Genomic DNA, 14,688 nt, shown 5'->3' with positions numbered 1-14,688 from the left:
GGGCGGGCCGCAGCGGTAGGGGGTCCGGACGTAAAGCGAAGCAGTCCGGACCCCCTGCCGCGGAGGACCGACCCCGTGACGCCAAGCCCCGCGCAGCGGCACCGCGCCGCAGGCGAAACGGCGGAGCACCCGGCAACGACCGCACCCGGCACAGTCCGGGCACCCCCCCCCGCGGCAGCGAACCGCACCCGCCAACGACCGCAAGCGCCCCCTTCGGACCGGGCCCAGCGCAGCGGATAGGCTCGCCCCGTGGACCTGAAGAACATCCCCGACCCCGGCTTCTCCGACGACAACGGCACCGCCGACCCCGAACTGACGGCCGCCCTCGCCGCCTGGTCCGCGGACCGCACCGCCGAGCCCCGCCTCCTCGCCGCTCTCCGCGGCACACGGCTGCTCGTACCGGTGGTCGCCCTGCTGGGAGAGGTGGAGACCGGCCCGGACGGGCTCCAGCGCGAGAAGACCAGCGACATGGCCGTGCCGACCCTCCAGGCCCCGGACGGCCGCCGCGCGCTGCCCGCCTTCACGTCCATGGACACCCTGCACCGCTGGCGCCCGGACGCCCGTCCGGTCGCCGTTCCGCTGGAGCAGGCGCTGCTCGCCGCGGCCCACGAGAAGGCCGACACCGTGGTGATCGACCTCGCGGGCCCCGTGACGTACCCGCTGACCGGCGCGGCCCTGCGCGCCCTCGCCGAGGGCCGGACCAGCGCCGACCCGCTCGCGGACCCCCGCGTCACCGAAGCGCTGCGGGCCGTACTGGCGGCGGAGCCCGGCGTCCGGGTCGCCCATCTGGCGCCGTCCGCCGACACGGATGCCACGCTGGCCCTCGGCCTCGTCCCGAACGCCCCGGCCGGCGAGGTCGCCCAACGCGTGGCCAACGCGCTGGCCACGGACGCGGTCCTCCGCGAACGCCTCGTACGCGGCCTCGACCTGGCCTTGCTCCACCCGGACTCGGCTCCCCAGGGCGAGCCGCTGTTCACGCGCTGAATCCCCACCGGCCCGCACAGGGCCCGTGCAGCACCCACGCCTTCCTGACCAGCACCCACCGGCCCGCACCGGCCCGCACCGCACCGGCCCGCACCGCACCGGCCCGCACCGCACCGGCCCGCACCGCACCGGCCCGCACCGCACCGGCCCGCAGCGCGGGCCCCCGCACCGCACCGGCCCGCAGCGCGGGCCCCCGCACCCCCGTCGGCCCCCGCCGACAGGCGCCAACACCGCGGCCGACGCAGAATCGCACCAGGTGCAAGATCCCTTCGAGGAAGGCCCCTACATGGACACCCCGGAGACCCGCTCGGTCGTATCCGAGTTCCTGGGCACGCTGCTCCTGGTGTTCTTCGCGGTCGGCGCTGCCGTGCTGGCCGGGGAGTACATCGGGACCTTCGGCATCGCCCTGTCCTTCGGCTTCACCCTGCTGGCCCTGGCCTACGCGCTCGGCCCCATCTCGGGCTGCCACGTCAACCCCGCGGTGACGCTCGGCATGCTCGTCGCCCACCGCATCACCCTCCGTACGGCCGTCGAGTACTGGATCGCCCAGCTGCTGGGCGGCATCGTCGGTGCCGCGATCCTCTTCCTGGTGGCCAAGCAGGTGCCGGGCCTGAAGACCGACGGCGCCTTCGGCAGCAACGGCTTCGGCGACCGCTCGGCGGTGCACATCAACCTCGGCGGTGCGTTCGTCGCCGAGATCGTGCTCACGTTCCTGCTGGTCTTCGTGGTCCTCGCGGTCACCCACAAGGTGGCCCTGGTCGGCTTCGACGGCCTGGCCATCGGTATCGCGCTGGCCACCATCCACCTCATCGGCATCCCGCTCACCGGTACGTCCGTGAACCCGGCCCGGTCCTTCGGCCCGGCGCTCTTCGCGGGCGGCGGGGCGCTCTCGCAGCTGTGGCTGTTCATCGTCGCGCCGCTGATCGGCGGCGTGCTGGCGGCCCTGGCGCACCGGCTCACGCACACCCCGTACAGCCCGCTGCGGCCCCCGGCCGAACAGGAGCCCCCGGCGGACGAACGCGCGGCGCTCTGACCGTAGGACGTGCCGCACGGGACACGACAGTGGCCCCCCGATCCATCAGGATCGGGGGGCCACTGTCATACGGCATCACGCCGCGCAGCGCACGGCGCACCACTCAACCGAACACCGGCCCCGTGTACTTCTCGCCGGGCCCCTGGCCCGGCTCGTCCGGCACGACCGACGCCTCGCGGAACGCCAGCTGCAGCGACTTCAGCCCGTCCCGGAGCGGCGCGGCGTGGTACGAGCCGATCTCCGTGGCGCTGGCGGTGACCAGCCCGGCCAGCGCCTGGATCAGCTTGCGCGCCTCGTCCAGGTCCTTGTGCTGCTCGCCGTCCTCGGCGAGGCCGAGGTTGACCGCGGCCGAGCTCATCAGGTGCACCGCGACCGTGGTGATCACCTCGACGGCCGGCACGTCGGCGATGTCGCGGGTCATCGCGTCGAAGTCCGCGGGCTGCGCGCCCTGCGCTGCCGCGGGGTCGGAGGGGGGAGGGGTGGCGTCGCTCATGGCTCTCTATCTGTCCGTACGATCGGTGCGCCCGCTCCGTGCGGCCGGTGCGCTGCCCACAGACTAGGCGCCCGCGCCCGCCCGCCCGCGCATGGGGCACCTCGTACCGGTACGAACCGGGCCCTGAACCGGAAGGGCCCGCGTACACGTACCGGCCGTACGCGCGTACGGCCGGTACAGGGCACGCCCGGGTCGTGTACCATTGACTGCGACCGGCCGGTCATCTATGTGCCCGGCCCACAAGTGGAGGCTCCGATCTCCCACCCGATTCCAGCCCTCAGGGCAGGCGGGTCAACGGTCAGGCTGCGCCCCGCGGTGATTCGCGGCGGTGCTCCCCGATCTTTTGAGGAGCCCCGCCTGTGTCCCGTCCGGGGCGTTTTTCGTGCTTTCGGCGAGATGGTCACACCGAACAGACGTTACGCGGCTGTCCGCCAGGCGGTCGTGTGGTGCTAAACCGAGGAGGATCCATCAGCGCCGAGCCCCGCATCAACGACCGGATTCGCGTCCCCGAGGTGCGACTCGTCGGTCCCAGTGGCGAGCAGGTCGGCATTGTGCCGCTTGCCAAGGCCCTGGAGCTTGCGCAGGAGTACGACCTCGACCTGGTCGAGGTGGCGGCGAACGCCCGTCCGCCGGTCTGCAAGCTCATGGACTACGGAAAGTTCAAGTACGAGTCGGCCATGAAGGCCCGTGAGGCGCGCAAGAACCAGGCGCACACGGTCATCAAGGAGATGAAGCTCCGGCCGAAGATCGACCCGCACGACTATGACACCAAGAAGGGTCACGTCGTCCGGTTCCTCAAGCAGGGTGACAAGGTCAAGATCACGATCATGTTCCGTGGTCGCGAGCAGTCCCGCCCGGAGCTCGGCTTCCGGCTGCTGCAGCGGCTCGCGGAGGACGTCCAGGACCTCGGTTTCGTCGAGTCGAACCCGAAGCAGGACGGCCGGAACATGATCATGGTCCTCGGTCCGCACAAGAAGAAGACCGAGGCGATGGCCGAGGCCCGCGAGGCGCAGGCCGCCCGCAAGGCGGAGCGCCAGGGTGGTGCCCCTGCCGAGCAGGAGCAGGCCGCCGAGGAGCCCGCCGAGGCGTGATCCAGGGGCCCACGCCCCGGAGAGCGCCGGGGTCACCGCCCCGGACACCAATCGAGACATCTGACGCTCCCGTATGCCGGCCCACCGGCCGGCGGGAGCGCCACTGACGAGGAGAGAACGGCGCATGCCGAAGAACAAGACGCACAGCGGCTCCAGCAAGCGCTTCAAGATCACGGGCTCCGGCAAGGTGCTCCGCGAGCGCGCCGGCAAGCGCCACCTGCTCGAGCACAAGTCGTCCAAGCTGACGCGTCGCCTCACCGGCAACGCCGAGATGGCCCCGGGCGACGCCAAGAAGATCAAGAAGCTTCTCGGCAAGTGAGTCGCCGCGCCCCTGACAAGGCGGCGCGCGACCGAGACCGGGACCAGAATCGAACCGGGCCGTGTGCCGACCACCACGGCCCCGCTACAAGGAGTTAACAAGTGGCACGCGTCAAGCGGGCAGTCAACGCCCACAAGAAGCGCCGGGCGATCCTCGAGCAGGCCAGCGGCTACCGCGGCCAGCGGTCGCGTCTGTACCGCAAGGCGAAGGAGCAGGTCACCCACTCCCTCGTCTACAACTACAACGACCGCAAGAAGCGCAAGGGCGACTTCCGTCAGCTGTGGATCCAGCGCATCAACGCCGCTGCCCGCGCCAACGGCATGACCTACAACCGCTTCATCCAGGGTCTGAAGGCCGCCAACGTCGAGGTGGACCGCAAGATCCTGGCCGACCTCGCGGTCAACGACCAGAACGCGTTCGCCGCGCTGGTCGAGGTGGCGCAGAAGGCGCTGCCGAGCGACGTGAACGCTCCCAAGGCTGCCTGAACCACAGCCTGAGGCAGTCGTCGCGCGGACCCGTAGGCCCCGGCCTGCGGGTCCGCCGCCGTTTGCACCCCCGGTACCCCCTCCGTACGCACGTCCCGCAGAAGTGAGCCGCCGCCCATGGGCACCCCCGAGCTGATCTCCCCGCGTTCCGCACGCGTCGCCGCAGCGCGGCGGCTGGCCCGCCGCAACTTCCGCGGCAAGGAGCGCCGGTTCATCGCCGAGGGCCCGCAGGCGGTCAGAGAGGCCGTACGGCACAGCAGCGGCGGCGAGCCGACGCTGATCGAGGTCTTCGCCACGCCCGAGGCCGCCGAGCGCCACGAGGGCATCGTGGCCGCCGCCCGGGACGCCGGGGTGCGGGTGCTGCTCGCCGACGACGACACCATCGCCGACCTCTCGCAGACGGTCACCCCGCAGGGCCTGGTCGGCGTCTGCCGTTTCCTGGACTCGCCCTTCGAGGAGATCCTGGCCGCCCGCCCCCAGCTGGTCGCGGTGCTGGCCAACGTCCGCGACCCCGGGAACGCCGGTACGGTGCTGCGCTGCGCGGACGCCGCGGGCGCCGACGCCGTCGTCCTCACCGACGCCTCCGTGGACCTGTACAACCCCAAGTCCGTACGGGCCTCCGTCGGATCGATCTTCCACCTCCCGGTGGCGGTGGGCGTGCCGGTCGAGCGGGTCGTCGAGGGCCTGCGGGGCGCGGGCGTGCGCATCCTGGCCGCGGACGGCGCGGGCGCCGACGACCTGGACGCCGAGCTGGACGCGGGCACCATGGGCTCCCCGACGGCCTGGGTCTTCGGCAACGAGGCCTGGGGGCTGCCGGCGGAGACCCGGGCGCTGGCCGACGCGGTGGTCCGGGTGCCCATCCACGGGAAGGCCGAGAGCCTGAACCTCGCGACCGCCGCCGCAGTGTGCCTGTACGCCTCCGCGCGTGCCCAGCGGTCGGCCGGAGGGTGCCGCTCCACCGCCGCGGGCTAGTAGGGTTGCGTGCCCAGATCCCGGGAGGGGGTAGCGGGATGAATGTGAGGACTTCCGGCACACGGACATCCGTCGTGGACATCTGTCTCTCGGGTGATCCCGGCGAGAACCCTCCGCTCCCGTACAACCCGGCCGCCACGGCCGACGGGCTGGATCCGGACGAGCTCCCCGACGGCCTCGTGGTGGCCGACGAGACGGGCCGGGTGGTCTGCTTCAACGTCGCCGCCGCGCGGCTGACGGCCGTGGACCCCGCCGACGCGCTCGGGCAGCCCCTGGACGACGCCCTGCCGCTCCAGGACATGGAGGGCCGCCGCTGGTGGCAGCTCACCGATCCGTACGGCGGGCTGGCCATCCGTACCGGCCAGCCGGAGCGCAACCTGCTGCTCGGCGGGCGGGAGCTGCTGGTCTCCGCGCGGTACGTGCGCAGCCGGCCGACCGGACCGGTGCGCCGCCTGGTCGTCACGCTGCGTGGCACCGAGGCGCGCCGCCGTACGGAGCTGAGCCACGCCGAGCTGATCGCGACCGTCGCGCACGAGCTGCGGTCGCCGCTGACGTCCGTGAAGGGCTTCACGGCGACGCTGCTGCAGAAGTGGGAGCGGTTCACCGACGACCAGAAGCGGCTGATGCTGGAGACCGTCGACGCGGACGCCAACCGCGTCACCCGGCTGATCGCGGAGCTGCTGGACATCTCGCGGATCGACTCCGGACGCCTGGAGGTCCGCCGGCAGCGGGTCGACATGATCGCGGCGGTACGGCGGCACGTCCAGGCGCAGACGACGGCGGGGCAGCGGCCCGACCGCTTCCTGATCCGGATGCTGGAGCCGCTGCCCGAGTTGTGGGCAGATCCGGACAAGGTCGACCAGGTGCTGGGCAACCTGCTGGAAAACGCGGTGCGCCACGGCGAGGGGACGGTCACAATCGAGGTGGCGCCCTCGGCGCCCGCTCCGCCCGAGCGGACGAGCACCGGGACGACCGTCACGGTGAGCGACGAGGGCCCCGGCATCCCGGAGGATTCGATGAACCGCGTCTTCACCCGCTTCTGGCGGGGCAGCAAACGCGGCGGCACCGGCCTGGGGCTGTACATCGTCAAGGGCATCGTCGAGGCGCACGGCGGCACGATCACGGTCGGCCGGGCCCCGGCCGGCGGCGCGCAGTTCCGATTTAGCCTGCCCGTCGGCACCCCGGCCTTCATGGCCTGACCGGGTCCGACGGGCGCAGTTCCGATCGGGGCGCCGGTGAGGCGTGGCCGCGGCGCCCCTTAGACTTGACCTTTGGCACCTTTGGCACTCAAGCGTCGGGGGCAAGCCGCGCGCCAAGACCATCGGAAGCACGGGAAGAGATGTCGGCACCGAACAAGTCGTACGACCCTGTTGAGGTCGAGGCCCTGAAACCGGAAGAGATCGAGCGGATGCAGGGCGAGGCACTCGCCGCGTTCGCCGCCGCGAAGGACCTCGACGAGCTCGCCCAGGCGAAGACCGCGCACACCGGCGGGACCTCGCCGCTCGCGCTCGCCAACCGGGAGATCGGCGCCCTGCCCCCGCAGGCCAAGGCGGACGCCGGCAAGCGCGTCGGCCAGGCCCGTGGCCGGGTGAACCAGGCCCTCAAGGCCCGCCAGGAGGAGCTGGAGGCCGAGCGGGACGCCCGCGTGCTGGTCGAGGAGGCGGTGGACGTCACGCTGCCGTACGACCGTGTGCAGACCGGCGCCCGGCACCCGCTCACCACGCTCTCGGAGCGCATCGAGGACGTCTTCGTGGCGATGGGCTACTCCGTCGCCGAGGGCCCCGAGGTGGAGTCGGAGTGGCTGAACTTCGACGCGCTGAACATCGCCCCGGACCACCCGGCCCGCACGATGCAGGACACCTTCTTCGTCGAGTCGGCCGCCGACGGCGACGAGAAGCAGACCGGTGTGGTGCTGCGCACGCACACCTCGCCGGTGCAGATCCGCTCGATGCTGGACCGCGAGCCCCCGCTGTACGTGATCTGCCCGGGCCGCGTCTACCGCACCGACGAGCTGGACGCGACGCACACCCCGGTCTTCAACCAGGTCGAGCTGCTCGCCATCGACGAGGGCCTGACCATGGCGGACCTCAAGGGCACGCTGGACCACATGGTCCGGGCGCTGTTCGGCGAGGGCATGGAGACCCGGCTGCGCCCGAACTACTTCCCGTTCACCGAGCCGTCCGCCGAGATGGACATGGTGTGCTACGTGTGCCGCGGCGCGTCCGTCGGCAACCCGGACGCGCCCTGCCGCACCTGCTCCAGCGAGGGCTGGATCGAGCTGGGCGGCTGCGGCATGGTCAACCCGCGGGTGCTGACGGCCTGCGGCGTCGACCCGGAGAAGTACAGCGGATTCGCCTTCGGGTTCGGCATCGAGCGGATGCTGATGTTCCGCCACAACGTCGAGGACATGCGAGACATGGTCGAGGGTGACGTGCGCTTCACCCGGCCTTTCGGGATGGAGATCTGATGCGGGTCCCGCTTTCTTGGCTGCGGGAGTACGTCGACCTGCCGGCCGGTGAGACCGGTCGTGACGTGCAGGCCAAGCTGATTGCCTCCGGTTTGGAGGTGGAGACCGTCGAGCAGCTGGGCGCCGGCATCGAGGGCCCGCTGGTCGTCGGCCAGGTGCTCACGATCGAGGAGCTGGAGGGCTTCAAGAAGCCGATCCGCTTCTGCACGGTCGACGTCGGCCAGGCCAACGGCACGGGCGAGCCGCAGGAGATCGTCTGCGGCGCCCGCAACTTCGCCGTCGGCGACAAGGTCGTCGTGGTCCTCCCGGGCGCCACCCTGCCCGGCGACTTCAAGATCGCCGCGCGCAAGACGTACGGCAAGGTCTCGCACGGCATGATCTGCTCCGGCGACGAGCTGGGCATGGGCGACGACGGCAGCGGCGGCATCATCGTGCTGCCGCCCGAGGTCGAGGTCGGCACCGACGCCATCGAGCTGCTGCAGCTGGTCGACGAGGTCCTGGACATCGCGGTCACGCCCGACCGCGGCTACTGCCTCTCGATGCGCGGCGTCGCCCGCGAGACCGGCACCGCGTACGGCCTGCCGCTGCGCGACCCGGCGCTGCTGGACGTGCCGCCGCCGAACAGCTACGGCTACCCGGTCAAGGTCTCCGACCCGATCGGCTGTGACCGCTTCACGGCCCGTACGGTCGTCGGCCTGCAGCCGGAGGCGCGCTCGCCGATCTGGCTCCAGCGCCGCCTGCAGAAGGCCGGCATGCGGCCGATCTCGCTGGCCGTGGACGTCACCAACTACGTGATGCTGGAGCTGGGCCAGCCGCTGCACGCCTACGACCGTTCCCTCATCGAGGGCACGATCGGGGTGCGCCGCGCCGAGCCCGGCGAGGAGATCGTCACCCTCGACGGCACCAAGCGCGTGCTGGACGCCGAGGACCTGGTCATCACCGACAACCGCGGGCCGATCGGCCTGGCGGGCGTCATGGGCGGCGCCAACACCGAGATCGCCGACCACGCGGCCGACCCCGAGACCGGTGAGGTGCGGGGCACGACCGAGGTCGTCATCGAGGCCGCGCACTTCAACGCGCTGACCATCGCGCGCACGGCCCGTCGCCACAAGCTGTCCTCCGAGGCGTCCAAGCGCTTCGAGCGCGGCGTCGACCCCGAGGCCGCGTCCGCCGCGGCCCAGCGGACCGTCGACCTGCTCGTACTGCTCGCGGGCGGCACCGCCGAGGCCGGCGTGACGGAGATCGTGGCGCCCAGCGGGCCGCACACGATCACCATCCCGGCGGACCACCCGGACAAGGTCGCGGGCGTGGCGTACGGCCGCGAGACCGTCGTCCGCCGCCTGCAGCAGGTGGGCTGCGACGTGTACGGCCAGGACGAGCTCATGGTCACGGTGCCGTCGTGGCGGCCGGACCTGACCGACCCGAACGACCTCGCCGAAGAGGTCATCCGGCTGGAGGGCTACGAGAACCTGCCCGCCACGCTGCCGACACCGCCCGCGGGCACCGGCCTGACCGAGCGGCAGCGGCTGCACCGCCGGGCCGGCCGCGCGCTGGCAGGGGCCGGGTATGTCGAGGCGCTGAACTACCCCTTCATCGGCGAGACGGTCCTGGACCAGCTCGGCATCGAGGCGGACGACCCGCGCCGCCGCACGGTCAAGCTGGTCAACCCGCTCTCCGACGAGGAGCCCGCGCTCCGTACGACGCTGCTCCCGGGCCTGCTGTCCGCGCTGCGCCGCAACGACGGCCGCGGCTCGCACGACCTGGCGCTCTTCGAGACGGGCCTGGTCTTCCGGCCGACCGGCGACGAGAAGCCGGCCGCCCGGCTGCCCGTCGACCGCCGTCCGACGGACGCGGAGATCGCCGCGCTGAACGGTGCACTGCCCGAGCAGCCGCGCCGCGCCGCCGTGGTCCTCGCGGGCGCCCGCGAGCAGGCCGGCTGGTGGGGCAAGGGCCGCCCGGCGACCTGGGCGGACGCCGTCGAGGCGGGCCGTGTCGTGGCCCGTGAGGCAGGCGTGGAGCTGATCGTCCGCCAGGACCAGCACGCGCCCTGGCACCCGGGCCGGTGCGCCGCGCTGCTCGCCGTCGTGGACGGTGCGGAGGTGCTCGTCGGCAACGCCGGTGAGCTGCACCCGCGCGTCATCAAGGCGCTCGGCCTGCCGGAGCGCACCTGCGCGATGGAGATCGACCTGGACCGCCTGGAGCGGGCCGGCGGCGGCACGGTCCCCGCGCCGCGGATCTCCACCTTCCCGGTCGCCACCCAGGACGTCGCGCTGATCGTCGACTCCGCGGTCCCGGCCGCCGACGTCGAGGACGCGCTGCGGTCCGGCGCCGGTGAGCTGCTGGAGGACCTGCGGCTGTTCGACGTCTTCACCGGCGAGCAGGTCGGCGAGGGCAAGAAGTCGCTGGCGTACGCGCTGCGTTTCCGCGCCCCGGACCGCACCCTGAAGGCCGACGAGGCCTCCGCGGCCCGGGACGCCGCGGTGGCGGCGGCCGTCGAGCGGACGGGCGCGAGCCTGCGCGGCTGAGCGAGCCCACCCCGAGCGGGTGGCGGCACCGGTTCCGACCGGTACCGCCACCCGCTTTTCCGTGCCGGGGCCCGGTCGGGTGACGTCAACGCCACACCTCACTCGTTCGGGTGAGAGGGGAGCGGTGGGTGGCGAGGTCGCCACCGTGTGTGGCCAGAATCGATCACGCCGTGAGGGCGCGTACGCCGCGGCGCCGGGCGGGCGGACGAGGGGCGCAGGCGGACGAGCACGCGACGGTACGGCGAGGGGGACCCGGATGATCCGCACGTGGGCGCGGCGGTGCGGCCGGATCCGCCGCTGCGTTCCGGCGTGGCGCCCCCTGCCGGCGGTGGAGGGCGAGACGTTCCGCGGCTTCGCCCGCCGGCTCTTCGTCCTGGTGCTGCCCGGCCTCTGGGTGGCCGGCGTCCTCGCCTGGGAGCTGGCCGGCCCCGGTGACGGCCGGCCGCTCCAGCTCCTCGCCGCGGCCCCGGCCATCGCCTGCGCGGGTTCCGGCCGCCGGGAGTGCGTGCTGCTCGGCGGGGTGTGCGCCCTGCTGGCGCTGGTGCCGTTCGGCCCGGGCAGCGGGATCGACCCGCCCGCCACCCGGCTGGCCACCTGCGCCGCCGTCCTCACCGTGGTCGCGGCCAGCTATCTGACGGCCGGCCGCCGCGCCCGGCTGCTCCGCGAGCTGGACCGCACCCGTGACGTGGCGGAGGCGGCGCAGCGGCTGGTGCTGCGCCCGCTGCCGGAGCGGCTCGGCTCCGTCCGGGTCGCCGCCGGCCATCTCTCCGCGGGCGAGGGCGCGTTGATCGGCGGAGACCTGTACGACGCGGTGGTGACGCGGTACGGCCTGCGGGTGGTCATCGGCGACGTACGCGGCCACGGCCTTGCGGCGATCGGCACGGTCTCGGTCATGCTCGGCTGCTTCCGGGAGGCCGTGCACGACGAGCCGGCGCTGTCGGGCGTGCTGCGCCGGCTGGACCGCACGCTGGCCCGGCACCTCGCCGAGCGGGCCCGCGCCGAACATCCGGCGTCCGGGGGCGCGGTGCCGGAGGGGGCGGCGGCGGGCGGCCCGGCGGCGGAGGAGTTCGTCACGGTGCTGGTGCTCCAGCTCGCGCCGAGTGGCGAGTTCACGGCGCTGAACTGCGGTCATCCCTGGCCGTATCGGTTCAGCAGTGGCGTGGCCGAACCGGTCGCCGAGGACGACCCGTTGCCGCCGCTGGGCCTGTTCCCGCTGCCGGACCGGCTCCGGCCGCTGGCCGGCCGACTGGCCGACGGCGAAGGGCTGTTGCTCTACACGGACGGTGCGGAGGACGCCCGCGACGCCGACGGTGCCTTCTTCCCGCTCGAAACGGAGCTGCGCGCCTACCTGTCCGGGGAGGTGGCGCCCGCCCCGCGTGCGCTGGTCACGGCCGTACGCGACCGGATCGTGCGGCACGCGGCGGGCCGGCTGACCGACGACGTCGCCCTGCTGGCCCTCGCCCCGGGCCGCCCTCGCGCCGCGCTCGCCGAGGGGCCGCGCGTCCCGGCCCAGGGGGCACCGCGTACCCCGGACGTCCCACGGGGGCAGCACGGTTCACACCCCGTGTGAACTTCCCCTGCCTACGCTGGAGACGAGGCGAAGCGCGCCCGCCGCAGACGACGGCGCGGACCGGAGGGGGCCATGGAGCCCAACACCCTGCTCGATGCGATCCTGGACGAGGCGGGCATCTCGCACGCCGGTCTGGCCGTGCACATCAACCAGCTGGGCCGCCGGCGCGGCCTGACCCTGCGGTACGAACACACCGCGGTGGCCCGCTGGCTGAAAGGACAGCGGCCGCGCGGCCAGGTCCCCGACCTGATCTGCGAGATCCTCAGCGAACGGCTGCACCGCCCGGTCAGCCTGGACGACATAGGGCTGAGCCGGCCCGGCACCCGCCGCGCCGCGGACACCCCGCTCTCCGGCTTCGTCGAGCGGGCCACCGCCCTGTGGCGCTCCGACGAGCAGCAGCGCCCGCACGTCCTCAGCGCGCCCGCGCTCACCGGCACCTCCGCCGTCATGCCCGTCTGGGAGTGGGAGAACCCGCCGGAGGACTCCGACGTCTCGCGCTCCGGCCTGACCAGGGTGTCCATGGCCGACATCGAGATGCTGCGGTCGGCGCGCACGCACTACGAGCAGATGTACCGCAAGGCCGGCGGGGTGGCGACCAGGTCGCGCATCGTCGGCTTCCTCAACACCGAGGCGGCGCCGCTGCTGCGGGGCAGCTACACCGACGCCACCGGCCGCCAGCTGCACCGGGCCACCGGCGGCCTGGTGGCCGTGGCCGGCATCTGCGCGTACGACTCGGACGCTTTCGGGCTCGCGCAGCGCTACTTCCACCAGGCGCTCCGGCTGGCCAAGGCGAGCGGCGACCGGGGGCTCGGCGCGTACATCATCGCCCTGCTGGTGAACCAGTCGCTGTTCACCCGGGAGTACCGCCAGGCGGTCGCCTTCGCCGAGGCGGCGTTGCGCGCGGCGGGGCCGCACATCACCCCGGCGCTGGCCACCGACCTGTACGCGATGCAGGCGAAGGCCTACGCACGGCTGGGCGACGGGACGGGCGCGCTGTCCTGCATCCGCCGGGCCGAGGCCGCGGCGGAGCGGATCCGGCCGGGCCAGGAGCCGGACGAGACGGGGTACGTCCAGCCCGGCCTGGTCAATGTTCAGGTGGCGGAGGCGCTGCTCAGCCTGGGGGACCTCCGGGCCGCGCAGGAGCAGGCGACCGCCGCCGTCGACACCCCCGCGCACGACCGCGGACGGGTGCACCGGCTGGCCATGCTCGCGCACATCGAGTTGAGACAAGGAGAGACCGAGCGTGCCGTGGCCAGTGCGACGCAAATGGCTGAGCTGGCACGGGGCATGGAGTCGCAGCGGTTACGGGACCGCCTGCGGGCGGTACGCGAACTCCTTGCCGAAACCGGAAGCAGCGCCACCGACGCCGCGGCCGACTTGATCGACGAGGCGTTGCGCGTTCCGCTCTGACGGATGGCTCGTGTCCACGTGCCATCTCTACGGCGGAAGGTGGCAGACACGTGCGATGGCAGAACCTCAAGGAGCAGACCGTGTACGAGAACCGCTGGTTCCGGGTCAATCTCGCCGATGTGGAACTCCCGGACGGGCGGCATCTGGACCACTACCTGATCCGTATGCGCGCGGTGGCCGTGGCCACGGTGGTCAACGAGGCCAACGAGGTGCTGCTGCTGTGGCGGCACCGCTTCATCACCGACGCCTGGGGCTGGGAGCTGGCCGCCGGGGTGGTCGAGGACGGCGAGGACGTGGCCGTCGCGGCCGCCCGTGAGATGGAGGAGGAGACGGGCTGGCGGCCCGGCCCCCTCCAGCACCTGATGACCGTGGAGCCGTCCAACGGCCTCACGGACGCCCGGCACCACATCTACTGGTCCGAAGAGGCGGAGTACGTCGGCCACCCCGAGGACGACTTCGAGTCCGACCGGCGCGAGTGGGTCCCGCTCAAGCTGGTGCCGGACATGGTGGCGCGGGGTGAGGTGCCGGCCGCCAACATGGCGGCGGCGCTGCTGATGCTGCACCACCTCCGCCTGGGCTGAGCCTCCCGGCTGGGCTGAGCGCCCCGGCCGGGCCGGCCGCCACTGGCGCGGCCGGCCCGGCCGACGGTCAGGGCGCCAGAACCTGCCACACGGCGACCGCCAGGGCCGCGATCCCGGTGAGTGCGGCGACGGACGGCAGCGGCCACCGTCCGTGTTCGATGCGGGTGAGCCTGCTGTGCAGTTCGTCCGCCTCGCGCTCGTACTGCTCGGTGCGCTGGGCGAGCAGCGCGAGCTGGCCGTCGACGCGAGCCGTGCGCACGTCACAGCAGCGTCTGAGCTCCGCCACGTCGCTGGTCACTGGATCGGTTTCTGGGTGGGCGGTCACGGTCCGCTCCTCATTCCTCTCGATACTCGGTGTTTTTCTTGCTACTGACAGTGAACTCCTTTGGGGAGAGGGACGGGAGAGTGTGCGGGAGGAATATGCGTGTCAACGTCGCACACCCCGTGTGAATCCGGTGGAGCCGACGCCACCGGCGGGGGTGTGCGGGCCGCACACGGGGTGTGAACCGCACACCCGAATCAGGGCGGTTCACACGGTGCCGCGCACGGCGGCGGTGGAGTTGACTCTGAGACGCCACGGGGGCACCAGCCGGCGGACCGGGCGCCCCGCCGGCGGTGTCCGACCGCCGTCCTTCCCCCGAGCGGCGGCGGACGGCCGGACGGCCCACGCCTTCAGACGCCGTCCGGCGCCCCCGTGGAACGACGACGGCCCGTGCCGCTCCGTGAGAGAAGGAGCGGCACGGGCCGGTGCGCGCGTG

At 73.0% G+C, this 14,688-nt stretch carries 14 protein-coding genes and 1 pseudogene; 12 read left to right on the top strand and 3 right to left on the bottom strand.

The genetic code is table 11. The features are described 5' to 3' along the window. Positions 1-249: 249 nt before the first annotated feature. Positions 250-984, top strand: a complete 735-nt coding sequence (locus tag IF20_RS28510) for an SseB family protein (RefSeq protein WP_052868224.1) — start codon at positions 250-252, stop codon at positions 982-984. Here the strand turns inward: IF20_RS28510 and IF20_RS38240 are convergent. Then, a complete protein-coding gene (locus IF20_RS38240; protein WP_110944620.1) occupies positions 974-1,183 on the bottom strand; it encodes a hypothetical protein in 210 nt (69 codons plus the stop codon). The genes IF20_RS28510 and IF20_RS38240 overlap by 11 nt on opposite strands. 87 nt (positions 1,184-1,270) lie before the next feature. Here IF20_RS38240 and IF20_RS28505 point away from each other — a divergent pair, with 87 nt between their 5' ends. Beyond that, positions 1,271-2,017 carry an MIP family channel protein gene (locus IF20_RS28505; protein WP_052868240.1) on the top strand — a complete coding sequence of 249 codons (747 nt, stop codon included), beginning with the start codon at positions 1,271-1,273 and terminating at the stop codon, positions 2,015-2,017. Positions 2,018-2,120: 103 nt separating this feature from the next. On the opposite strand, the gene IF20_RS28500 is transcribed toward IF20_RS28505, so the two are convergent. Then, positions 2,121-2,510 (bottom strand): DUF1844 domain-containing protein, encoded by a 390-nt coding sequence (locus IF20_RS28500; RefSeq protein ID WP_052868223.1) that lies wholly within the window; start codon positions 2,508-2,510, stop codon positions 2,121-2,123. Between the two features lie 441 nt (positions 2,511-2,951). Here IF20_RS28500 and infC point away from each other — a divergent pair. The 10 genes and pseudogenes from infC to IF20_RS28450 all read left to right on the top strand — a co-directional run bounded on the left by infC (position 2,952) and on the right by IF20_RS28450 (position 13,930). Continuing rightward, positions 2,952-3,601, top strand: a pseudogene (gene infC, locus IF20_RS28495) (translation initiation factor IF-3). A 124-nt stretch (positions 3,602-3,725) separates the two neighbouring features. Beyond that, positions 3,726-3,920 (top strand): 50S ribosomal protein L35, encoded by a 195-nt coding sequence (gene rpmI / locus IF20_RS28490; RefSeq protein WP_030251934.1) that lies wholly within the window; start codon positions 3,726-3,728, stop codon positions 3,918-3,920. 101 nt (positions 3,921-4,021) lie between these two features. Continuing rightward, positions 4,022-4,405: a 50S ribosomal protein L20 gene (rplT, locus tag IF20_RS28485; RefSeq protein WP_052868221.1), complete on the top strand. Its 384-nt coding sequence runs from the start codon at positions 4,022-4,024 to the stop codon at positions 4,403-4,405. Positions 4,406-4,522: 117 nt separating this feature from the next. Further along, complete coding sequence (locus tag IF20_RS28480) at positions 4,523-5,377, top strand: TrmH family RNA methyltransferase (protein WP_052868220.1); 855 nt, start codon at positions 4,523-4,525, stop codon at positions 5,375-5,377. Positions 5,378-5,415: 38 nt separating this feature from the next. Next, positions 5,416-6,576 (top strand): sensor histidine kinase, encoded by a 1,161-nt coding sequence (locus IF20_RS28475; RefSeq protein WP_052868219.1) that lies wholly within the window; start codon positions 5,416-5,418, stop codon positions 6,574-6,576. Between the two features lie 140 nt (positions 6,577-6,716). Then, complete coding sequence (pheS, locus tag IF20_RS28470; protein WP_052868218.1) at positions 6,717-7,844, top strand: phenylalanine--tRNA ligase subunit alpha; 1,128 nt, start codon at positions 6,717-6,719, stop codon at positions 7,842-7,844. Then, positions 7,844-10,369, top strand: coding sequence for a phenylalanine--tRNA ligase subunit beta (pheT, locus tag IF20_RS28465; protein WP_052868217.1), 2,526 nt, complete (start codon positions 7,844-7,846; stop codon positions 10,367-10,369). The genes pheS and pheT overlap by 1 nt, the downstream gene beginning before the upstream one ends. A gap of 256 nt (positions 10,370-10,625) precedes the next feature. After that, positions 10,626-11,939 carry a PP2C family protein-serine/threonine phosphatase gene (locus IF20_RS28460; RefSeq protein ID WP_110944618.1) on the top strand — a complete coding sequence of 438 codons (1,314 nt, stop codon included), beginning with the start codon at positions 10,626-10,628 and terminating at the stop codon, positions 11,937-11,939. A 72-nt stretch (positions 11,940-12,011) separates the two neighbouring features. Next, entirely contained in the window at positions 12,012-13,349 is a 1,338-nt protein-coding gene (locus tag IF20_RS28455; RefSeq protein ID WP_052868216.1) for a hypothetical protein, read from the top strand. Positions 13,350-13,399: 50 nt separating this feature from the next. Next, the gene (locus IF20_RS28450; protein WP_052868215.1) at positions 13,400-13,930 is read left to right on the top strand and encodes an NUDIX hydrolase; all 531 of its coding nucleotides are present in this window, start codon (positions 13,400-13,402) and stop codon (positions 13,928-13,930) included. A gap of 67 nt (positions 13,931-13,997) precedes the next feature. Here the strand turns inward: IF20_RS28450 and IF20_RS28445 are convergent, their stop codons facing one another. Continuing rightward, the gene (locus IF20_RS28445; protein ID WP_052868214.1) at positions 13,998-14,255 is read right to left on the bottom strand and encodes a hypothetical protein; all 258 of its coding nucleotides are present in this window, start codon (positions 14,253-14,255) and stop codon (positions 13,998-14,000) included. Between the last annotated feature and the right edge of the window lie 433 nt (positions 14,256-14,688).

It is taken from the genome of Streptomyces niger, from assembly GCF_000718305.1.
Taxonomy (GTDB): Bacteria; Actinomycetota; Actinomycetes; order Streptomycetales; family Streptomycetaceae; genus Streptomyces; species Streptomyces niger.
The sequence above is the reverse complement of the archived record's forward strand: the minus strand, read 5'-3'. Positions and strand labels throughout refer to the sequence as shown.